Genomic DNA, 20,664 nt, shown 5'->3' on the forward strand with positions numbered 1-20,664 from the left:
CGGCCGGCGGTTTTGATATCTGGCAAATCGAAGATTGCTTAGAGCGTACGGGTAATATGCTCGACGCGGAAGCATTCAATCGTATCGCCAACGCGAATGTCTTCGTAGTTTTCGAACGCCATACCGCATTCCTGGCCGACATTGACTTCGGAGACTTCGTCCTTGAAGCGCTTGAGCGTCTTGAGCTTGCCTTCGTGGATGACGACGTTGTCGCGCACCAGACGAACGCCGACGCCACGCTCGACCTTGCCTTCGGTGACGCGGCAACCCGCGACCTTGCCGACCTTCGTGATGTTGAACACCTCGAGGATCTCGGCATTGCCGAGGAAGGTTTCGCGACGTTCCGGAGACAGGAGGCCCGACATCGCCGCCTTCACGTCATCGACGAGATCGTAGATGATGTTGTAGTAGCGGATTTCGATACCCTGACGTTCGGCGAACTGACGTGCCTGCGCATTGGCGCGGACGTTAAAGCCGATGATCGCCGCATTGGAGGCTTCGGCCAACGACACATCCGACTCTGTGATCCCGCCTGCGCCCGAATGGACGATCCGGGCACGAACTTCGTCGGTGCCAAGCTTGTCGAGTGCGCCAGCGATTGCTTCGATCGAGCCCTGCACGTCGCCTTTGATGACCAGCGGGAATTCCTTCACGCCAACAGCCTGGAGCTGGGTCATCATCTGTTCGAGCGAGCCGCGCTGACCGGACTGGCGGGCAGCCGCCTTGTCGCGCGCCAGACGCTGGCGGTATTCGGAAATCTCGCGAGCGCGGCTTTCGCTTTCGACGACCGCGAACTTGTCGCCTGCCGCCGGTGTGCCCGACAGACCGAGAACCTCGACCGGCGTTGCCGGCGTTGCTTCCTTCACATGCTCGCCCTTGTCGTTGACCAGAGCGCGTACGCGGCCCCACTGATCGCCGGCAACGACGATCTGGCCCGGACGCAGCGTGCCCTTCTGCACGAGGACGGTGGCGACGGAGCCGCGGCCACGGTCGAGCTGGGCTTCGATGACGGTGCCTTCCGCCGTGCGGTTCGGATTGGCCTTGAGATCAAGGATTTCTGCCTGCAGCAGGATGGCTTCCAGCAGCTTGTCGAGGTTGGTGCGGTTCTTCGCGGAAACTTCCACGTCGAGCACTTCACCGCCCATGGATTCGACGAAGACTTCGTGCTGCAGCAGTTCCGTGCGGACCTTCTGCGGATTGGCTTCGTGCTTGTCGATCTTGTTGATCGCCACGATGATCGGAACACCCGCCGCTTTGGCGTGGTTGATCGATTCGATCGTCTGCGGCATCACGCTGTCGTCGGCTGCCACCACCAGGATGGCGATGTCGGTCGCCTGGGCACCGCGGGCACGCATTGCCGTGAAGGCGGCGTGGCCGGGGGTGTCGATGAAGGTGATCTTCTGACCGTTCTGCTCGACCTGATAGGCGCCGATATGCTGGGTGATGCCACCGGCTTCGCCGGCCACCACGTTGGCGTGGCGGATGGCGTCGAGCAGCGAGGTCTTGCCGTGGTCGACGTGGCCCATGATGGTGACGACGGGAGGACGGGAAATCAGTTCGCCATCCTCGTCGGCAACATTGAAGATGCCCTGTTCGATATCGGATTCCGAGACGCGCTTGACCGTATGGCCGAATTCGCCGGCGATGAGCTCGGCCAGGTCGGCGTCGATAACGTCGCCCGGCTTCATCATCTGGCCTTCCTTCATCAGGAACTTGATGACGTCGACGGCGCGTTCGGACATGCGCTGCGACAGTTCCTGAATGGTGATGGTCTCCGGCAGCACGACTTCACGCGAGATCTTCTCGCGCGTTTCCTGCATCTGGCTGCGGCGGAACTTTTCCTGGCGGCGGCGCATGGCCGAAAGCGAGCGGCCACGGGCATTGCCGTCTTCGTCGACATCGGCCGTCGTCACCGTCAGCTTGCCGCGGCGGCGGTCATCGTCGGTCTTCGGACGCGTGGTGACAGGCTTTGCCGGTTCAGGGCGCACGAGCTTCCCGCGTACCGGGCCGCCACGCGACGGGCCGCGATCGTCTTCCTCTTCATTGACCCGGCGGCGGCTGACCGGTGTTTCCGTGGCAGCAGCGCCGGGGCGCGCAGCCTGGGGAGCCGCATCCGGGCGACGAGCAACGACAGGGGCTGCGGCCGGCTGAACCGCCGGCTTCGGTGCTTCCACCTTAGCTTCGACCGGCGCGGGCGCCTCGACCTTGGCTTCGGCGGCGCGGGCAGCCTCTTCGGCGGCGCGGCGGGCAGCTTCGGCCTGTTCGGCGATGCGACGTGCTTCTTCTTCCTGCTGGCGGCGAGCCTCTTCCTCAGCACGGCGGACCGCATCGGCGGCATCGCGAGCCTGGGCTTCGGCCAGTGCGCGGCGCCGCGCATCCATTTCGCCGGCCGACAGATGGTTCAGAACCACCGGACGCGACGAACGATCCTGCTGCGGGCGCTGCTGGTTGTTCTGGTTGGATTGCTGCGGCCGCTGCTGCTGGCCACCCGGCTGATGAATGCGCGGAGCCGGCTGCGGCGGGCGTGGCGGCTGCGGTGTCGGTTCCGCGACGCGCGTCACGGATGCCGTTGCGGCGGCCGTTGTCGTCGTCGGGGTGATCATTGGCTTTTCATCTTCAGGGCGTAGCGGGCGACGCTTGCGAGTCTCGACCACGACCGCCTTGGTGCGACCGCGGCCCATGTCCTGGCGCACGGTCCCCTGGTTCACGCCTGAAGGCTTCAGGGTGAGGGTCTTCTTACCCGAAACACTCAGCGTCTTGTCGTCTTTATTGTCGGTCATTCCGTTCCCGTTCCTTCGGACAGGGTACGGAATCGTCCGTCACACCCTGTCGTTCAATGCATGTACCTTAATGAGGCGTCCGGCATCGGCCGGTGACCGCGTCATTGTTTTCGCCGGCCAGCGCCGCCCGTTGCCCGGGACTGACCGCCGTTGCGGTACCGTTCGAGCAGGTTTGCGCGCTTCACTACACCCTCACCTGCCTGCCCTGCAAGCGCTGCGGCATGGATAAAAGCGTTCTGGCCCATCAGTTCTTCCATTTCCGCCTCCGTGAAGACACGGAATGACGGTATTTCTTCTTCAGTCTCCATGCCAAGATGCCAGGCCTTGCGTGCCTGGTCGATCTTGCGAACGCCGTCGGCAGCGGCATCCATCGCATGGAACACGGCACGTGCCGAGCCGTTGCGAACGGCGCCATCAACCTTCGACGAGCCGCTTACGAACTGGCCCGCCTTGCGCGCCATGTGCATCATCCCGGCAAGTTGCGCCGCAAGAAGGCGGTCGACGGTGGCGCCGAGATCGCTCGGTGCCGTCACCTCCGCCTTCAGGGCGCGGGAGAACATTTTCTTCGCCACTGCCTTGTCCACCAGCGCCCGGTCGAGTTTGACCCAGCATCCGCGTCCCGGCAGTTGCCGCTTCAGATCGGGAACCACGGTCCCATCCGGAGCGGCCACGAAGCGGATCAGCTCGTCCGGCGATCCGCTTTCGCGTGTTACGATGCACATACGGCCATTTGTGCCGTCGCCCGAGAGATCGTCGTCTTCCGGCGGAGCCTTCGGCCCATCTGCGTTTATCATGCTTCCTGCTCGGCCTCGTCCTCCGATGCCTCTTCGGCCTCGGCAGCGAGATCGGCTTCCGTGATCCAACCGGCCAGCAGACGGGCCTGCACGACCATCTGCTCGGCTTCGACGCGCGACACTTCGAGCTTGGAGAACAGGCCTTCGAACTTCTTCGTTTCGCCGTTCTTGCGCTCGGTCCAGCCGACGAGATCGTCAGCGGCGCAGCCGGCGAAGTCCTCGATCGTCTTGATGCCGTCCTCACCGAGGGCGACCATCATCTGTGCGGTCATGCCGTTGATCTGGCGCAGCTCGTCGGAAACGCCGAGCGCCTTGCGCTTCTCGTCCATTTCGGCTTCCAGGCGCTCCAGATATTCGCGGGCGCGATCCTGGATTTCCTGGGCGGTCTCTTCGTCGAAACCGTCGATGGACGAAATTTCGTCGAGATCGACATAAGCCAGTTCCTCGACGGCGGCAAAGCCTTCCGAAGCCAGAACCTGGCCGACCATTTCGTCAACGTCGAGTGCATCCATGAACAGGTTGGTGCGCTCGTTGAATTCCTTCTGACGGCGTTCCGATTCCTCGGCTTCCGTCATGATGTCGATGTCCCAGCCGGTGAGCTGCGAAGCGAGGCGGACGTTCTGGCCGCGGCGGCCGATGGCGAGCGAAAGCTGCTCGTCCGGAACCACGACTTCGATGCGCTCGGCGTCCTCATCGAGAACGACCTTGGCGACTTCGGCCGGCTGCAGCGCGTTGACGACGAAGTTGGCCGGTTCGTTGGACCAGGGAATGATGTCGATCTTTTCGCCCTGCAGTTCGCCAACCACGGCCTGGACGCGCGAACCACGCATACCAACGCAGGCGCCGACCGGATCGATCGACGAGTCGTTCGAAATGACGGCGATCTTGGCGCGCGAGCCCGGATCGCGGGCAACCGACTTCACCTGGATGATGCCGTCGTAGATTTCCGGCACTTCCATGGTGAAGAGCTTGACCATGAACTGCGGATGCGTGCGCGACAGGAAGATCTGTGGGCCGCGCTGTTCGCGGCGGACGTCGTAGACATAGGCGCGAACGCGGTCGCCATAGCGGAAGTTTTCGCGCGGGATCATTTCGTCGCGGCGGATGATGCCTTCGCCGCGGCCGAGGTCGACGATGACGTTGCCGTATTCGACGCGCTTGACGGTGCCGTTGACGATTTCGCCGACGCGATCCTTGAATTCGTCGAACTGGCGGTCACGCTCGGCTTCGCGCACCTTCTGCACGATGACCTGCTTGGCCGACTGCGCGGCAATGCGGCCGAAATCCATCGGCGGCAGCGGATCGGCGATGAAGTCGCCGAGGGCGGCGTCGGGGTTGCGGTCGCGGGCCAGTTCCAGCGGGATCTGCGTGGAATAGTCCTCGGCCTTTTCGACGACTTCGAGCAGGCGCTGCAGGCGGATTTCGCCGGTCTTCGGGTTGATGTCGGCGCGGATGTTCGACTCCGTGCCATAACGCGAACGCGCGGCCTTCTGAATCGCGTCCGCCATTGCGGCAAGCACGATCTCGCGGTCGATGACCTTTTCGCGCGCCACTGCATCTGCGATCTGCAGAAGTTCTAGCCGGTTCGCACTGACTGCCATTGTCTTTAGTCTCCGTCTTCCTGCCCTGGGGTTCCCGTCCCGTGAGCGGTTCGTTGATCGGTTATTCTTCTTCGTCCGCTTCGTTCTGGTTCGCAGCCTCGGCTTTCGCCAGCTTGTCGGCGCGCAGCGCATCGCGGATGAGATCGTCCGTCAGGATCAGCTTGGCGTCGGCCAGCGTGCTGAACGGAATGGTCACCTTCGGCTCTTCGCCGTAAGCAACCTGGTCGCGCTCGATCGTAAAACCATCGGCGCTGACATCGGCGATCTTGCCACGGAACCGCTTGCGGTTATCCACCAGGATCGAGGTCTCGCACTTGATGAGATGGCCGATCCAGCGGCTGAAATCCGACTTGCGCACCATCGGGCGGTCGATGCCGGGCGAAGACACTTCCAGATGATACGCTTTATCGATCGGATCTTCCACATCCAGCACCGGCGAAATCGCCGTCGAGACCTCTTCGCAATCCTCGACGGTCATGGTGCCGTCGTTGCGCTCGGTCATGATCTGCAATGTCAGGCCGTTCTGATTGAGGAGGCGCGCGCGCACTAGGCGGAAGCCCATGCCGACGAGCACGGGCTCGATGATGGCGGCGATGCGCTGGTCAAGGCCGGTTTCGACGATCAGCCGCGGTTCATTGACATTGTCTGCGTTTGTCTCTTCCGACAAGCGTTCACTCCTGCATTGTCCATGCATTTGGAGATCGAGCTAATAAAAAAGAGCGGGTCCTTGCGGCCCACTCTTCATCACACGATCAAGAATTTGATGCCGATATAAGCCCGTTCCCGTCAAATTGCAAGGTCTTCGCAGCGAAACCCGGCTTTCGCGGTTATTTGCGGAATTCTCCAGTAAATACCGCGAAACCTTCCGAACCCAGCGTATAACGCCATGGCTTGATTCTTTGGCGCAATGATCCGCAAGTGCGCGCCATCAGTAGTAAGGCGAGATGCACAACCGTCGTGGACCGTAAACGCGCATAGCACTAGCGCGCCGCGTAAAGGGCGGCAGCACTTGATTTCCAAGCTGGCGATCGCGCCGGTAAGGTTGACTTTGGTCGCCATTTCCCCCGCAACGGTGCAGTGCTGCACGGCCGACCGCATCGCTGGCGCCTCAAACGATCCGCAGCCAAGCCTCTCCATGCCCTGCGAAAGTCACCTCAACCGGTTTTCAGGCCTTGTTGGTGAACCAAATCGTCGGTGCGCCCAACACGCCTCCCCGGCGCATCGCGGCCCTTAGTTCTTCCAGTTTACCGAAGGCTTGAGCTGCTTCAATCGTGGCAAACTCATGGATGACGGTAACGTCGTTGGGATTGTCGGTGGCTTGAAAGACCGCCTCTGCTGTAACCCCGTTTGCCTTCTGTACGGGCCGAAATTCATCGTATACTTTACGCCAGGCCGCGTAGTCCGAAACGTCGTGCCTTACAAACAGCGTCGTCATCTCATCCTCCCGCTTTTGTATTTTCACGTTGGGACGTCTGGCGTGTCAGCATATCACCGAAGAGACTCTCGCGCTTGAGGAATATCTGGCCGCTCGCGCTTCTGGCGATTTCTTGAGAGCGCGGACAAAGCGGACCTTGCGTCTGGGTCAGGTAAGTTCTTACAATCCTGTCGGCGAGGGACGAGAGCGGAAAAGCCACACCACTTGCGGAAAGCACTCAAAAGCTGCCGCAGGTCGCACCTGCCGCCAAATTCCGCTTATTTCAGCACGCCGAGCATCGAGCTGTCGGGATAGCAGGTGGGCTTGCGGCCGCTTTTTTCCTGCCATTGGCCGATCGACCGCCGGGTCTTGTAGCCCGGCAGTCCGTCGGTGCCGCCGACGTCGTAACCCTTGTGCTCCAGGGTCATCTGCATGCCGGCGACGTCGGAGCGCAGCATCTTGCCGACATCGCCCCATTTGCCCTGGAACGCGCCGGAGCCGTAGGTAATGCGGTCGGCGAGATTGCCGATATAGAGGCCGTAGAGGTCGGAATTATTGTATTCCTTGATGACGTAGAAATTCGGCGTGACGATGAATTCCGGTCCGTCGCGGCCGGCCGGCACCAGCATCATGCCGCTGGCGCGCAGCTCATCGGACGGAAAAGCCTTGCCGGCGATCCTGGTGATCCCGAGCGCGTTCCATTGTGAAATCGGCTTGGCAAGATCCGGCCCTTCCTGCGCGCAGGACACGTTTTCCGGGATCGTCACTTCATAGCCCCAGCCGCGGCCGCGCTGCCAGCCCTTCTGCACAAGATAGTTGGCTATGGATGCGAGCGTATCCGGCACGGACGTCCAGATGTTGCGATGGCCGTCGCCGTCGAAATCAACAGCGTATTTCAGGTAGCTGGTCGGCATGAACTGCGGTTGGCCGAGCGCGCCGGCCCAGGAGCCCATGAACTGATCCGGCGTGACATCGCCATGCTCGAGAATGCCGAGTGCTGCGATAAGCTCGGTACGGAACATTTCCTTGCGCGTCGACATAAAGGCCTTGGTCGCCAGCACCTGGATCGCCGAATTCGGCAGTTTCGCCGCTCCGAAGCCGGTCTCGCGGCCCCAGATCGCCAGCACGATCGGACCGGGCACGCCATAGACCTTTTCGATCCTCTTCAGCGTCGGGCCATATTGCGAAGCGAAGCTGCGTCCGGTCGTCGCCAGTTTCTGCAGCCGCGCCTCGTTGAAATAGGGAGCAGGCGAGGAGAATTCCGCCTGCGTCTGTGGCTGTTCCTTGGGCTTTGGGAAGCCCGGCGGGACGAGATCCGGCAGGTCCCAATTCAGCGTCACGCCGGAAAAAGCCGCCTTGAAGGTTTTTTCGGAAATGCCGTCCTTCTTTGCTTCCGGCCAGAGATTCTGTTGGATCCAGCTCTCGAATTGGGCTTCGACATCGGCTTTGGAGGCGGCGAGGGCGGGGAGGGGGAGAAGAGCAAAAAGGACGATAAGCGTGCGCAGAATATATCGCGCCGGGTGCACTCTCCTCATGCTCTGTCTCTCCTTCAAATCGTCGTCCGCGCCCGCAGCGCCGCTGTCAGCGTGCCTTCGTCGAGGTAATCGAGCTCGCCGCCAACCGGTACGCCATGGGCGAGGCGGGTGATTTTCACCTCCAGGCCGGCGAGCTGGTCAGTTATATAGTGTGCTGTGGTTTGCCCCTCGACTGTGGCGTTGACGGCGATGATGATCTCCCGGACACCGCCCTCGTTGACGCGCTCTATCAGCCCGCGAATGTTGAGATCGTCGGGTCCGACGCCATCGAGCGGCGACAGCACGCCGCCAAGAACGTGATAGGCGGCATTCATCGCGCCGGCGCGCTCCAGTGCCCAGAGGTCGGCGACATCTTCGACGACGATGATGACGGACTGATCGCGCCGGTCGTCGGTGCAGACGGTGCAGGGGTCGACAGTATCGACGTTGCCGCAGCGCGAGCAAATCTTCACCTTGTCATAGGCATCGCCCATGGCATGGGAGAGCGGGCCGAGCAACTGGTCCTTCTTCTTGATCAGGTGCAATGCGGCGCGCCGTGCCGAGCGTGGGCCGAGGCCCGGCACTTTTGCCAGAAGCTGGATGAGTTTTTCAATTTCGGGGCCGGTGACTCGCTTTGCCATGGGAGGCTTTTAGCTCATATGCTGAAGGAACGGAATCGCGGAAGGGATGAACGCCCTATGAAAATTCTGGCCGTCTGCATCGGCACCGCCGAAACACTGCCCGGCAAGAGCTACAAGACCGGAATTAACAAGCATGCGGTCGGCGGCACGGTCATGGTCGACGCCGAGGGTATCATCGGCGATGCCGTCTGCAATGGCGAACATCACGGCGGACGCGATCAGGCCGTGTATGTCGAAGGTTCGCTGACGCTGGATTGGTGGTCGAACGAGTTGGGGCGCAAGCTGGAACCCGGTGCGTTCGGCGAAAATATCGTCATCGAAGGGCTCGATAACCGCGAGGTCGCGGTCGGCGACAGATTCATAGCCGGCGATCTAGTTCTGGAGGTCACCTCGGCCCGCATTCCCTGCGCGACGTTCGCGGCGAAGATGGGTGATCCGAAATTCGTCAAGCGCTATACGCAAGCGGGCCGTCCCGGCATCTATTGCCGCGTCATCAAAAACGGCACGGCCACCGCCGGGACGCCGGTGACCTATGTCCCCTATGCCGGCGCCAAGGTCACCATGCCGGAAATGATGGCGACCTTCGGTAGACGATTGTCCCCGGAGGATCGGACGCGTTATCTCTCCGCGCCCATTCACTACAAGCTCAGGGCGCTTCTCGACGATGATTCCTAAAGCATGTGGCGCAAAAATGCGCAGCGGTTTTGCGATAACGACATGCGCAAAATCAAAGACCTAAAGCGCGAGGAGCGAATCCTAGAGATCGCGATACGCTTTAGACAAGCCCGGTGCGAAAACGCTCGAACAGTGCCCGACCTTCCGGCCAATCGCCAATTCCGGAATTCGCATTGATATGGCCGAGCGCGCCGACATCGATCAATGCGCTGCCCCAGACCGCAGCACTTTCCGTCGCATAGTCGAACGAACCAAAGGGATCGTTGGTGCTTGCGATGAGAAGCGACGGAAATGGCAGTCTTAAGCGCGGCGGATTGGCGAAGCTGGGGGCTTCCGTCAGATAGACGTCGCCCGTGGGATCGGGCGCCGAGACGAGGAAGGCGCCGAGGATGCCTGCAGGCGCAGATGCCGCCCAGTGCGCGACCAACTGGCAGGCGAGGCTATGGGCGATGAGGATCGGCGGCGTCCTGGAGCGGCGGATCTCCCAGTCGAGTGCGGCGAGCCAATCGGCCAATTCCGGCCTGTCCCAGCTCGTCGGCTGAAAGCGGCGCATCTCGGGGTCCTGCCGTTCCCACAGGGTCTGCCAGTGGCCTTCCCCCGAGCCGCCAAGGCCGGGCAGGATAATGATCTCACTCATGTCTTCCTCTCGTACTGTGTTGACGGAGGGAAGGTGGCATGCCGCATTGGCAATTGACATTGCAATCCATCGGGTAAAACTTGCTTCCGCCGATGAATTCAAGGCACGAGAATGGATAGCTTCGAGAGAGACCTAGACCCGACCGATTTGTCGATGATCGAGATCCTGCAGGAGGATGGGCGAATTTCCGTATCGGAACTTGGCCGCCGGGTAGGGCTTTCACAGCCCGCCGCGTCGGAACGCCTGAAAAGGCTTGAGGAACGCGGGATCATTGCCGGCTATCGCGCCGTCATTGATCCCGCTGCCGTCGGCCTCGGTATGATGGCAGTCGTCCGGCTGCGCACGACCCATGAGCACATACGCCCCTGCTTGAAACAGTTTTCGGAGATGCCGCAGATCATCGAGGTCCTGCGGCTGACCGGCGAGGATTGTTTCCTGCTCAAGGTCCTGGTGCCGACACCATCAGACCTTGAAACCATCGTCGATTCCATTGCTCGCCACGGCGCGGTGACCACGTCGCTGGTATTGCGGAACGAGCCGGCGAAACCGATCGGTCGCGAGCTCATCCGCAAGACGATGGCGCGTTGACCGCGTTGAAGCGAACGCTTCTCAGAAAGGCAGCTTGAACCCGGGCGGGATCGGCAGGCCGGCGGTCAGTTCGCGGGTCTTTTCGGCGGCCAGCGCCTCGGCCTTTTCCTGGGCGTCCTTGTTTGCAGCGACGATCAGGTCCTCGAGGATTTCAACGTCTTCTTCCTTGAAGAGCGACGGATCGATCTTGATGCCCAGCATCTGGCTCTTGCCGTTCACAGTGACGGTGATGAGGCCGCCGCCGGCTTTGCCTTCGGCCCGGATGTCGGCGATTTCCGCCTGCATCTTCTCCATCTTGGCCTGCATTTCCTTCACTTTGCCCATCATGCCCATGATGTCGCGCATCGTTGCTGGTCCTTCTCTTCCGTCTCTTTGTCTTGTTATTTTTGGCTACAATCTATGTCGAAAACCGCTTTACGCTTTTATCCTACGGCTCTTCGATTTGGTATCATACCCTTAGAATTCGATATCATCGCCCGGCAGAATATCGCCGTCATCGGATTCGGCAGTCGCCGGGGCGGCAGTTTGTTCTTCTTCCTCAGGGTCAGGCGCGCGGACGCGAACGTCGATGATCTTGGCGCCCGGAAATTGCGATAGGATCGCCGCCACATCGGGGTCCTGGCGGGCATCGGCGACCCGTTGCCGCTGCTCGTTCGCCTCGGCCTCCACCAGGGTCGGTTCGCCTTCGTCGCGGCTGAGGCTGACGATCCAGTGGATGCCGGTCCATTCCTTCAGCTTGACGGCAAGCTCGTTCAGCAGCGTCCCCGGCGCACCCGGCGCCAGGCTGACATCGAGCCGGCCGGGCTCCAGCCGCACCGGGCGAACGAAGCTGCGCACCAGCGCCTTTACTTTCGGATCACGCTTCTGGCCGGCGAGCTCGGCGATATCGGCCATCGAATTGACGGGAACCAAAGGCTTCGGCGCTTCGGCGGGTTTTGGCTCGATACGGCCGATCACGGGACTTGCCTGTGGCTGCGTATTCGGAACCGAGCGCAGCATGGCGACCGGTGCAGCCGGCGACGGGGCGGGCCGTGATGGTGCGGTTTCCACCGCGCGCGCCATGACATTGCCCTGATAGGAGACAGGCGTTCCCATGCCGTTGCCGGCAGATGGCACGGGCGATGGACGCGTTCCGCCGCCATTGCCATCCGAAAATTCGGCAAGCCGCCGCGCTGCGTCTTCCGGCGCCGGCAGATGGGCGGCATGCGCCAGGCGGATCAGCACCATTTCGGCGGCACCGGCCGTGCGGGCTGCGCTTTCGGTCTCCGGTATGCCCTTCAGCAGCATCTGCCAGAAGCGAGAGAGCGTGGTAACCGCCACGCCCTGGGCGAAATCAGCCGCCTTGGTGCGCTCGACCTCGCTCAGCGACGGATCGTCGGCGGCATCGGGCACATATTTCAGGCGGGTGACGAGATGGGTGAAATCGGCAAGATCGGTCAGCACGACGACAGGATTGGCGCCGGCTTCGTACTGGCTGTTGAATTCCGCCAATGCGGCGGCGACATCGCCCTTGATGACATGGTGGAAGAGATCGACGATGCGGGCGCGGTCGGCGAGCCCCAGCATCGAGCGAACGGCATCCGCTGCAACCACGCCGCTGCCATGGGCGATCGCCTGATCGAGCAGCGACAGCCCATCGCGGGCCGAGCCTTCGGCGGCACGGGCGATCATGGCGAGCGCTTCCGGCTCCGCCTCGATGCCTTCTTTCGCGGCGATGGTGGTGAACAGGCCGACTAGGTCGGAAGCGCTGATGCGGCGCAGATCGAAGCGCTGGCAGCGCGACAGCACCGTGATCGGCACCTTGCGGATTTCGGTGGTGGCGAAGATGAACTTCACATGCTCCGGCGGCTCTTCCAGCGTTTTCAGCAACCCGTTGAAGGCGGCCGTCGACAGCATATGCACTTCGTCGATGATATAGACCTTGTAGCGCGCCGAAACCGGACGGTAGCGCACCTGCTCGATGATCTCGCGGATATCGTCGATACCGGTATGTGAGGCGGCGTCCATCTCGATGACATCGACATGCCGGCCTTCCATGATCGCCTGGCAATGTTCGCCAGGCTCGCGCAGGTCGATGGTCGGGCGGTCGATCTCGGCGGTCTTGTAGTTGAGCGCGCGCGCCAGGATGCGGGCCGTCGTCGTCTTGCCGACGCCGCGCACGCCGGTCAGCATATAGGCCTGGGCAACGCGGCCGGTCTCGAACGCATTGGTCAGCGTGCGAACCATCGGCTCCTGGCCGACCATTAGGTCCGTGAAATCCTTGGGCCGGTATTTGCGAGCCAGAACCCGGTAACCGGTGCCGGTCGAAGCGGCATCTTTTGCTTGTCGCTCGGTGTCGCTCATCGCCCTGCTTGTCGCCCGCAGAAAGCCGGGCCTTGCTTTCGGAAAGGGTGGGAGGCTGGCACGATGACCCGTGCCGGGCTCGTTAGGGCTGCTTCCTTCCGGACCTGACCCGGTTGGCGAGTGGCTCGTCCACCACCAACCTCCCGGATGCACATATCGGCAATATCGGCATCAAAAGCAAGCCAAGGTCAAAAAAAACTGCTAAACATTTGATAAAACACTGGAGGACAACCCATTGCAGGATTTTGCGCTCGACAATCGTCTGGCGAATGACAGCGTTTCCGTCGCCATTACCGGCCTTTGCGACGTGCGGCTGATGAAGGATCGCCGCTGGCCATGGCTGTTGCTGGTGCCCCGTCGGCCCGGCATGTCGGAAATATTCGAGCTGACACCGCTCGACCAGGTGCTGTTGACCTTCGAGACGAATAAGGTCGCAGCCGCCTTGAAGGCGGTGACCGGAGCGACAAAAATCAACATCGGGGCCCTTGGAAATATCGTCCGTCAGCTTCATGTTCATGTCATTGCGCGGTTCGAAGGGGACACGAACTGGCCCGGCCCGATCTGGGGCTACGGCAAAGCGGAACCCTATGCGGACGAAGATATGAACAGCTTCATAGCCAAGTTGCGGGAAACGCTTTCACAATGAACCATTCCATCTTCTCTACGGATGCCCCCCACCCGGAAGCCAGCAGCCTCACCGCCTTTGCGGAAAACCAGCTTAACCGGGACGCCGAGCACCGCGACGAGGAATCGGTCGAGCGAGCTCTTTCCAAGGACGGCACGCATATCCTTGCTTTCGCCAGGGACAGGCTGGTCCTGAAACATGACGGCCAGGTGCTCGATCCGCTGTTTGCGCGCTACGAACTGCAGGAACTCGATCCCGACTGGGAGGCGGCGGTGCTGCTCGGTTACCGCAAGACCGGCGAACCGCGACTGGCCGTGCCGGTGCGCATCAATGCCGACGATCTCGCCAGCCACTACAAGCCCGCCGACATGCGCTCGCTTTGGCGCGATCTCCTGCTCGAAGGTGAAATTCTCGGCGAAGCGGCGCAGGGCATGAGCCTTATCCGCTGGAACCACGACAATCGGTTCTGCGGCCGATGCGGCTCGGTCATGGAAAGCCGAATCGGCGGCTACAAGCGCGTCTGCACGGCCTGCGAACACATGATCTTTCCGCGCACCGATCCGGTCGTCATCATGCTGACGATCGACGAGGAGAAAAATCTCTGCCTGCTCGGCCGCAGCCATCATTTCGCACCCGGCATGTATTCCTGTCTCGCCGGTTTTGTCGAACCGGGCGAAACCATCGAAAATGCCGTGCGTCGCGAGACGCATGAGGAGTCTGGCATCCGCATTGGCCGTGTGCGCTACCATGCCTCGCAACCCTGGCCGATGCCGCACTCCCTGATGATCGGCTGCTATGCCGAGGCGAAGTCGAGGGAGATCCATATGGACACCGCCGAGCTCGATGACTGCCGCTGGTTCACACCGGAAGAGACGCTTGCCATGCTCGATCGCGTCTCGGCCTCCGGTAACACCTCGCCACCCAAGGGCGCCATCGCCCATCGCCTGATGCGCGACTGGGTGGAATGGAAGCGATAGGCGCTCGTCATGGCGCGCTCGGAACGGCTGCTGACCCTATTGCAGACGCTCAGGCGCTACCGACGTCCGGTCAGCGGCGCGACCCTTGCCGACGAGACTGGCGTCAGCCTGCGCACGCTCTATCGCGATATCGCCAGCCTGCAGACGCAGGGTGCCATGATCGAAGGCGAGCCTGGCATCGGCTATGTTCTGAAGCCCGGCTTCATGCTGCCGCCGATGATGTTTTCGCAGGATGAGATCGAGGCGCTGGTGCTGGGATCGAGATGGGTCGCACGCGCAACCGATTCGCGATTGGCCGCCGCCGGCGCCGATGCTCTTGCCAAGATCGCTGCGGTGCTGCCCGCCGAAATGCGCGAGGCGGTCGATCAGGCGGCGGTGGTCGTCGCAACGCGCCGCATAACGGAGGATAAGGCTGATCTTTCCCTGATGCGCAAGGCGATCCGCGGCGAACGCATGGTGCAATTGACCTATGGCGACGTCAACGGCGCTATCTCGACCCGGCGCATCTGGCCCTTCGCGCTCGGCTATTTCGATAATGCGCGCATCATCATGGCCTGGTGCGAGCTGCGCCAGGATTTTCGTCATTTCCGCGCCGACCGCATCGTCGATTTTGCGGTGCTGGACGCACGCTACCCGCGACGCCGTGTTACGCTGGCGAGGGAATGGAATGCCCGGGAGGGCATGCTTCACGATTGATCCTCAAGAGCAACGCTACTGCCAGAAACTGTCAGTAGGTACGACTATGATGGGCACCATCCCAAGCAGGAAGGAGGACCGATCATGGCAAGCCACGCTTTCATCGTCACGAAACAAACGCATCGCGGCGTCATCGAGGCGCGCAAAGGCAAAGATTTCTCTGTGCCGACATGGCCCGCCCGCTTCTTGCGGGTTGCACTGGGCTATTTTGCCGGCAGCCGAAATCACCTCGATCTCGAGGGAGCGTCTGATTTGGTCAAGCGCGATCTGGGCTTTCTGGACGGCCACGCGCCATACCGTGAGGAAGAACGGATGCACTAAGGCCGAAGCGATTTGGGCGATAAAGACATTCGTAAAATCAAGAGTTTAAAGCCCGAGAAAGCGACTCTGGCAGATCGCGATACGCTCTAAAAGCGCATCCCCATAAACATCCAATCCGCTGACAAATCCATCACCCGGCAGGCTCCGCCTCGCCTGCCGGACTGCATCTTTCATGCCCTTATATCCCCGTAAAACGAGAGGAATATCCAAATGACAAGCCCGAATCTCATCATCTTCTACGTTAAGGACCCGGCCGAAAGCGTGCCTTTCTATCGCGACCTGCTCGGCCGCGAGCCCGCCGTTGCCGCGCCGAATTTCGCTGCCTTCCCGCTCGACAATGGTTTCACCCTCGGCCTCTGGCGCCGCAGCAACGTCGAGCCGCAGCCCTCGGCCATCGGCAATCGCGGTGAACTCGCCTTCATGGTCGAAGGCGAAGGCGCGGTCGCGGAACATTACCAGGACTGGAAAGCCCGCGGCCTGCCGATTGCGCAGGAACTGACGACCATGGATTTCGGCCCGACCTTCGTCGTGCTGGATCCCGACGGTCATCGTCTCAGGGTTTGTGAGCCGGATAAGTGAATTGCGACCAGGTCACCCGCCCTCGTGGTTCGAGGCTGCAGCCCTTTGGGCTTTCGCACCTCACCATGAGGGCTGATCCTGTATGCTCCGCCACGGAACATGGTCCACGTCATGGTGAGGTGCATTCGCAGAAGAGACTGATCGATAAATTCAGAGCAATGCGAGGAACAATTGCTGCATCATATTTCATTCGGCGTCTCAGATATCGAGAGAGCCGCCACCTTTTACGACGCCGCCTTCGCACCGCTCGGCTATGTCAGGGTTTGGGAAGACTTGAACCCCGGCGATCCCAACCAGGCGATCGGATACGGCCCGCCGGGTGGGGGCGATAAGTTCGCCATCAAATTGCGTGGCAAGGAAGCCCACGCGCCAGGTCCGGGCTTCCATCTCGCCTTTGTCGCGCCAAGCCGTGATGCCATCGTCTCCTTTCACAAAGCAGCGCTCGCCCATGGCGGAAAGGACAACGGGCCGCCTGGTCTTCGGCCTCATTACGGGCCGAATTATTTTGCAGCCTTTGTCATCGATCCGGATGGGCACCGTATCGAGGTCGTCACCAAGGCTGCGGAATAGCCGCTCGATGGCAACCATAAGGGTACCGCAACCCGCCCTCGCGGTTCGAGGCTGCAGCCCGGCGGCCTTCGCACCTCACCATGAGGGCTAACCCTTTGGGTCAATAGCGAAATTCTCCCCCGCCTCATCCTGAGGTGCGGAGCTCGAAGAGCGAAGCCTCGAAGGACGAGGCGGCCTCCGACGCCATTAAACTTAAAGGATCAGACTTAGAGATCGCCCCGCATCGGATGCCCCTTGTAAACGCCCAGAATACGGACCTTCTCGGAGAAGAACCGCAATTCCTCCAGCGCGCGGCGCACATGGGCATCGGACGGATGGCCCTCGATATCGGCATAGAACTGCGTCGCTACAAAACGGCCGCCGAGCTGATAGCTTTCGAGCTTGGTCATGTTGATACCGTTGGTGGCAAAGCCGCCCAAGGCCTTGTAGAGCGCAGCCGGAATGTTGCGCACGTTGAAGACGAAGGTGGTGACGATCTTTTCCTCGGTCGAGCTGCGCTGCGCCCAGTTTTCGTCACGCGACAGGATGACGAAGCGCGTGACGTTGCTCTCGGTATCCTCGACATTTTCCGCAACGATTTCCAGCCCATAGAGGTCGGCCGCCAGCCGCGGCGCAAGGGCGGCCATGGTGCGGTCGCCGGTTTCCTGCACGAGCTTGGCCGCCCCCGCCGTATCGCCGGCGATGATCGGCTTCCAGCCATTGGCGCGCACTATCTTGCGGCACTGGCCAAGCGCATGGATGTGGCTGTGCACCGTCCGGATTTCTTCCTTCTTCACACCTGGCAGCACCATGAGCTGGAAATGGATCGGCATGAAATATTCGCCGACGATATGCAGCCGCGATTCCGGCAGCAGATGATGGATATCGGCGACCCGGCCGGCGATCGTGTTTTCGATCGGGATCATGCCGAGATCGGCTTCGCCATTGTCGACGGCGGTGAAGGCGTCCTCGAAGGTCTGGCAAGGCAGCGGCTCCATCGTCGGGAACATGTCACGGGAGGCCATGTCGGAATTGGCGCCGTAGTCGCCCTGGAAAGAGATCTTGTTGGTCTTGGTGATCATTGGACTGCCTTTGGGGAAATTCCGTCAGAGAGAGGCGCCGGAAAGGATACGGCGGGCCTTTTCGAGGTCGGCGGGAGTATCGACACCGAGCGGTATTGTGTCAACGATCTCGACATCGATGCGCATGCCGGCTTCCAGCGCCCGCAATTGCTCCAGTGATTCGCGTTTTTCCAGCGTCGAAGGGCCGAGGCTGACGAATTTTTCCAGCGCGGCGCGGCGATAGGTGTAGAGGCCAATGTGATGATAAAGCGGCCCGTTGCCGTAGGGAGCGGTGGCGCGAGTGAAGTAAAGTGCGCGCAGACGGCTGTCCGAAACGGGCGAGCCGACAACCTTGACGACACTCGGCAGCTTCTTTTCTTCCTCGTCTTTGATCTCGACGGTCAGCGTGGCGATATCGACGGCCGGGTCTTCCAGCGGGCGCAGCGACGCGCGGATGGTTTCGGGATCGACGGTCGGCAGATCGCCCTGGACGTTGACGATGATCTCGGCATGACCCTCGGGATCCACGGCCTGCAGGGCCTCATAGATCCGGTCCGAGCCGGATTGGTGATCCTTGCGCGTCATGACGACTTCGAAGCCGGCATTCGCAACGGCGGCAAAGGTGTCCTCGTGGTCGACGGCGACGACGATGCGACCGATCGCCGCCTCGCGCGCCCGTTTGGCAACCTGTACGATCATGGGCAGGCCGCAAATATCGGCGAGCGGCTTGCCCGGCAGGCGGGTGGAGGCCATCCGGGCCGGAATGAGCACCAGCGTCTTGTCTAAGTTGGGATCTGTCATTGTTGGGCCTTCTATTCCTGCCGGAAAAGTGTCAAAAAGTCTCACGGTGGAGACCGTTTAGAGAGTTGCAAGAAACTGCCAAAAGACATAGGTTTCGCGCGAATTCAAGATGGGCCGGCAGCCGCTGCCGGAGGCGAGGGGAGCATAGCAGATGAATTCATCCTACGTGAACATGGGTGTCGGGGCACTTCTGGCCACACTTTTTGTGCTGAAGTCCGTGTCGCTCGCGTCGGGATTTATTTTCCATTCAGAAACGCCGGAAAAGCCGGGCTTCGCAATTATCGCCGCTGAAGAAACGTCTGCCGGCGCCGGCGGCAAGGGAGCCGCCGCCAAGCAGGAAACGCCGATCGCGCAATTGCTGCAAAAGGCCGACGCGAAGGCCGGCGAATCGATCTTCAAGAAGTGTCAGGCCTGTCATGACGGCACCAAGGGCGGGCCGAACAAGGTCGGTCCGGATCTCTGGGGTGTGGTCGATCGTCCGATCGCCTCGCACGAAGGTTTTGCCTATTCCTCCGCCATGAAGGATTTTTCCAAGGGCAGCAGCGAAAAGTGGACCTACGATCATCTCTACCACTTCCTCGAAGCGCCGAAGAAATTCATCGCCGGGACGGCGATGGGCTTTGCCGGCCTGCCGAAGGAGGAAGATCGTGCCAATGTCATCGCCTATCTGCGCACGCTGGCCGACACGCCTCAGCCGCTGCCTGACGCGAACGCTCCCGCGGCGACGAACTAAGCTGCCTCAAGCGAACGATTGCCAAAAGCCCGGTCGTCTCGGCCGGGCTTTTGCATGCCGGTCAGTCGCTCAGACGGCGTGCTTGCGCGTCCGCATCTTTTGATCCAGGTCGTAGACCTTGAGCCCGTCCTCGGCGCCGGGCGGCACGCGCCAATCTTCCGAGATCAGGGCCTTGCGGGCGTCGTGCAGGCCGGCTTGCCAATGCTCGTGCATCGACAGCGCCGAAAATTCGTAGTCCTTCGAATGGGCGCGGAACTGCTTGTTGCGGTAGATCAGGTGGATGATCGTGACGCTGTGATCGCAGCAATGTTGCTTCAGCTTCTGGATCTCCGGGTCGGCCTTGGCCTCTTCCGGCAGGCGCGCATAAAGCTCCGATATGGTACGGCGCAGACGGTGGCGCTCGAGAAAGAGGTCGGTGTTGAGCCGGGTGCGGCTGGAATAGCTGATATCCTTGCGCCGCTCCTCCACTTCTTCGAGGTCCTGCGGCAACAGGCCGGTAGCACTGAAGAGATCGACCTGGAAGACGACCGTGTCGACTTCGGCGGCGTTCCTCAGCACGTAACTCAGCGGCGTGTTCGAGACCAGGCCGCCGTCCCAGTAATATTCATTGCCGATCTTGATCGCCGGAAAGCCGGGTGGCAGTGCGCCGCTCGCCATGACGTGCTCGGGTTTGATTTTGATGTCCTTATTGTCGAAAAAGGCGAAATTGCCGGTTCTGACATTGACGGCGCCGAGGCTCAGTCGCACCGGGCCATGATTGATGCGGTCGAAATCGACATGGTCGAGCAGGGTCTGACGCAATTGCGCGGTGTCGTAGATACTGGTCGCACCCGCTGAGCCCCGCGGCTGGAACCAGGATGGGATCTGCCAGGGCGAAAAGAAACCGGGCACGCCGAAGGTCGATACCCACCAACTGCTGACCGTGCGGTAGAACCGACTGGTCTCGCGTTGGCGCTCCATCAGCACGTCGACCGGCAATTGCACGCTGACCTTGTTCCAAAAGGAGCGCAGTTTTTCCAGCCGCTGGCCCGGCACGTTGCCCGCCATGATCGAGGCGTTGATGGCACCGATCGAGATCCCGGCGATCCAGTCCGGCTCGATATTGGCTTCCCTCAATGCTTCGAAGGCGCCCGCCTGATAGGAGCCGAGCGCACCGCCGCCCTGCAGGACGAAGACCTTCTGCGCATAGGCCGAAGCGGGATTGGTGGTGGTGAGTGGAGCTGCAATATTCATGGTTCCATCCTTTGTTGCGCTCCACCCTTAGTTAAAGGCGGCGGTGCGCGAATATATGACCATTTTCCTGCCTGCTTCTCCGAAGGCGGAGATATATTGTCG

At 61.3% G+C, this 20,664-nt stretch carries 23 protein-coding genes and 1 other RNA gene; 9 read left to right on the forward strand and 15 right to left on the reverse strand.

The window, feature by feature from the left end; all coding sequences use genetic code 11:
* Positions 1-38: 38 nt before the first annotated feature.
* From infB to recR, 7 genes are all read right to left on the reverse strand, one after another.
* The gene (gene infB, locus NXC24_RS00535) at positions 39-2,780 is read right to left on the reverse strand and encodes a translation initiation factor IF-2 (protein ID WP_104821521.1); all 2,742 of its coding nucleotides are present in this window, start codon (positions 2,778-2,780) and stop codon (positions 39-41) included.
* A 101-nt stretch (positions 2,781-2,881) separates the two neighbouring features.
* The gene (locus tag NXC24_RS00540) at positions 2,882-3,574 is read right to left on the reverse strand and encodes an RNA-binding protein (protein ID WP_104821522.1); all 693 of its coding nucleotides are present in this window, start codon (positions 3,572-3,574) and stop codon (positions 2,882-2,884) included.
* On the reverse strand, positions 3,571-5,175 hold the full coding sequence (gene nusA, locus NXC24_RS00545; RefSeq protein ID WP_104821523.1) for a transcription termination factor NusA: 1,605 nt from the start codon (positions 5,173-5,175) through the stop codon (positions 3,571-3,573). The genes NXC24_RS00540 and nusA overlap by 4 nt, the downstream gene beginning before the upstream one ends.
* Before the next feature lie 61 nt (positions 5,176-5,236).
* On the reverse strand, positions 5,237-5,842 hold the full coding sequence (gene rimP / locus NXC24_RS00550) for a ribosome maturation factor RimP (protein WP_104821524.1): 606 nt from the start codon (positions 5,840-5,842) through the stop codon (positions 5,237-5,239).
* Positions 5,843-6,340: 498 nt separating this feature from the next.
* Positions 6,341-6,610 (reverse strand): antibiotic biosynthesis monooxygenase, encoded by a 270-nt coding sequence (locus NXC24_RS00560; protein ID WP_104821526.1) that lies wholly within the window; start codon positions 6,608-6,610, stop codon positions 6,341-6,343.
* Positions 6,611-6,867: 257 nt separating this feature from the next.
* Positions 6,868-8,124, reverse strand: coding sequence for a lytic murein transglycosylase (locus NXC24_RS00565; RefSeq protein ID WP_104821527.1), 1,257 nt, complete (start codon positions 8,122-8,124; stop codon positions 6,868-6,870).
* 14 nt (positions 8,125-8,138) lie between these two features.
* Complete coding sequence (gene recR, locus NXC24_RS00570) at positions 8,139-8,744, reverse strand: recombination mediator RecR (protein ID WP_104821528.1); 606 nt, start codon at positions 8,742-8,744, stop codon at positions 8,139-8,141.
* A gap of 57 nt (positions 8,745-8,801) precedes the next feature.
* Here recR and NXC24_RS00575 point away from each other — a divergent pair, with 57 nt between their 5' ends.
* Positions 8,802-9,419, forward strand: a complete 618-nt coding sequence (locus NXC24_RS00575; RefSeq protein WP_245463913.1) for an MOSC domain-containing protein — start codon at positions 8,802-8,804, stop codon at positions 9,417-9,419.
* 100 nt (positions 9,420-9,519) lie between these two features.
* On the opposite strand, the gene NXC24_RS00580 is transcribed toward NXC24_RS00575, so the two are convergent.
* Positions 9,520-10,056, reverse strand: coding sequence for an alpha/beta fold hydrolase (locus tag NXC24_RS00580; RefSeq protein WP_104821530.1), 537 nt, complete (start codon positions 10,054-10,056; stop codon positions 9,520-9,522).
* A gap of 111 nt (positions 10,057-10,167) precedes the next feature.
* Between NXC24_RS00580 and NXC24_RS00585 the strand changes: the two genes are divergently transcribed.
* Positions 10,168-10,644 (forward strand): Lrp/AsnC family transcriptional regulator, encoded by a 477-nt coding sequence (locus NXC24_RS00585; RefSeq protein ID WP_104821531.1) that lies wholly within the window; start codon positions 10,168-10,170, stop codon positions 10,642-10,644.
* A 21-nt stretch (positions 10,645-10,665) separates the two neighbouring features.
* Here the strand turns inward: NXC24_RS00585 and NXC24_RS00590 are convergent, their stop codons facing one another.
* The 3 genes from NXC24_RS00590 to ffs form a co-directional block, all read right to left on the reverse strand.
* Positions 10,666-10,989, reverse strand: a complete 324-nt coding sequence (locus NXC24_RS00590; RefSeq protein WP_104821532.1) for a YbaB/EbfC family nucleoid-associated protein — start codon at positions 10,987-10,989, stop codon at positions 10,666-10,668.
* Between the two features lie 111 nt (positions 10,990-11,100).
* A complete protein-coding gene (locus NXC24_RS00595; protein WP_104821533.1) occupies positions 11,101-12,987 on the reverse strand; it encodes a DNA polymerase III subunit gamma/tau in 1,887 nt (628 codons plus the stop codon).
* 47 nt (positions 12,988-13,034) lie between these two features.
* An RNA gene (ffs, locus tag NXC24_RS00600) (signal recognition particle sRNA small type) lies at positions 13,035-13,131 on the reverse strand.
* 91 nt (positions 13,132-13,222) lie between these two features.
* Between ffs and NXC24_RS00605 the strand changes: the two genes are divergently transcribed.
* The 4 genes from NXC24_RS00605 (at position 13,223) to NXC24_RS00620 (ending at position 15,606) form a co-directional block, all read left to right on the forward strand.
* Positions 13,223-13,633 (forward strand): HIT family protein, encoded by a 411-nt coding sequence (locus tag NXC24_RS00605; RefSeq protein ID WP_104821534.1) that lies wholly within the window; start codon positions 13,223-13,225, stop codon positions 13,631-13,633.
* On the forward strand, positions 13,630-14,589 hold the full coding sequence (gene nudC, locus NXC24_RS00610; RefSeq protein WP_104821535.1) for an NAD(+) diphosphatase: 960 nt from the start codon (positions 13,630-13,632) through the stop codon (positions 14,587-14,589). The genes NXC24_RS00605 and nudC overlap by 4 nt, the downstream gene beginning before the upstream one ends.
* A 9-nt stretch (positions 14,590-14,598) precedes the next feature.
* The gene (locus tag NXC24_RS00615) at positions 14,599-15,285 is read left to right on the forward strand and encodes a YafY family protein (protein WP_104821536.1); all 687 of its coding nucleotides are present in this window, start codon (positions 14,599-14,601) and stop codon (positions 15,283-15,285) included.
* A gap of 84 nt (positions 15,286-15,369) precedes the next feature.
* A complete protein-coding gene (locus NXC24_RS00620) occupies positions 15,370-15,606 on the forward strand; it encodes a hypothetical protein (RefSeq protein ID WP_104821537.1) in 237 nt (78 codons plus the stop codon).
* A gap of 45 nt (positions 15,607-15,651) precedes the next feature.
* Here NXC24_RS00620 and NXC24_RS36130 read toward each other — a convergent pair whose 3' ends face one another.
* Positions 15,652-15,780 carry a hypothetical protein gene (locus NXC24_RS36130; RefSeq protein ID WP_281060655.1) on the reverse strand — a complete coding sequence of 43 codons (129 nt, stop codon included), beginning with the start codon at positions 15,778-15,780 and terminating at the stop codon, positions 15,652-15,654.
* 36 nt (positions 15,781-15,816) lie between these two features.
* On the opposite strand from NXC24_RS36130, the gene NXC24_RS00625 reads away from it, so the two are divergent.
* Positions 15,817-16,185: a VOC family protein gene (locus NXC24_RS00625; protein ID WP_104821538.1), complete on the forward strand. Its 369-nt coding sequence runs from the start codon at positions 15,817-15,819 to the stop codon at positions 16,183-16,185.
* A gap of 171 nt (positions 16,186-16,356) precedes the next feature.
* A complete protein-coding gene (locus NXC24_RS00630; RefSeq protein WP_104821539.1) occupies positions 16,357-16,755 on the forward strand; it encodes a VOC family protein in 399 nt (132 codons plus the stop codon).
* A 206-nt stretch (positions 16,756-16,961) separates the two neighbouring features.
* Here the strand turns inward: NXC24_RS00630 and NXC24_RS00635 are convergent, their stop codons facing one another.
* Together NXC24_RS00635 and NXC24_RS00640 are read right to left on the reverse strand one after the other, a co-directional pair.
* A complete protein-coding gene (locus NXC24_RS00635; RefSeq protein ID WP_104821540.1) occupies positions 16,962-17,816 on the reverse strand; it encodes a prephenate dehydratase in 855 nt (284 codons plus the stop codon).
* A gap of 24 nt (positions 17,817-17,840) precedes the next feature.
* Complete coding sequence (locus NXC24_RS00640; RefSeq protein WP_104821541.1) at positions 17,841-18,596, reverse strand: 3-deoxy-manno-octulosonate cytidylyltransferase; 756 nt, start codon at positions 18,594-18,596, stop codon at positions 17,841-17,843.
* 151 nt (positions 18,597-18,747) lie between these two features.
* Here NXC24_RS00640 and NXC24_RS00645 point away from each other — a divergent pair, with 151 nt between their 5' ends.
* A complete protein-coding gene (locus NXC24_RS00645; protein WP_104821542.1) occupies positions 18,748-19,329 on the forward strand; it encodes a cytochrome c family protein in 582 nt (193 codons plus the stop codon).
* Between the two features lie 69 nt (positions 19,330-19,398).
* On the opposite strand, the gene NXC24_RS00650 is transcribed toward NXC24_RS00645, so the two are convergent.
* Positions 19,399-20,562, reverse strand: coding sequence for a patatin-like phospholipase family protein (locus NXC24_RS00650; RefSeq protein WP_104821543.1), 1,164 nt, complete (start codon positions 20,560-20,562; stop codon positions 19,399-19,401).
* Positions 20,563-20,664 lie beyond the last annotated feature (102 nt).

The sequence above is a fragment of the Rhizobium sp. NXC24 genome, from assembly GCF_002944315.1.
GTDB lineage: Bacteria > Pseudomonadota > Alphaproteobacteria > Rhizobiales > Rhizobiaceae > Rhizobium.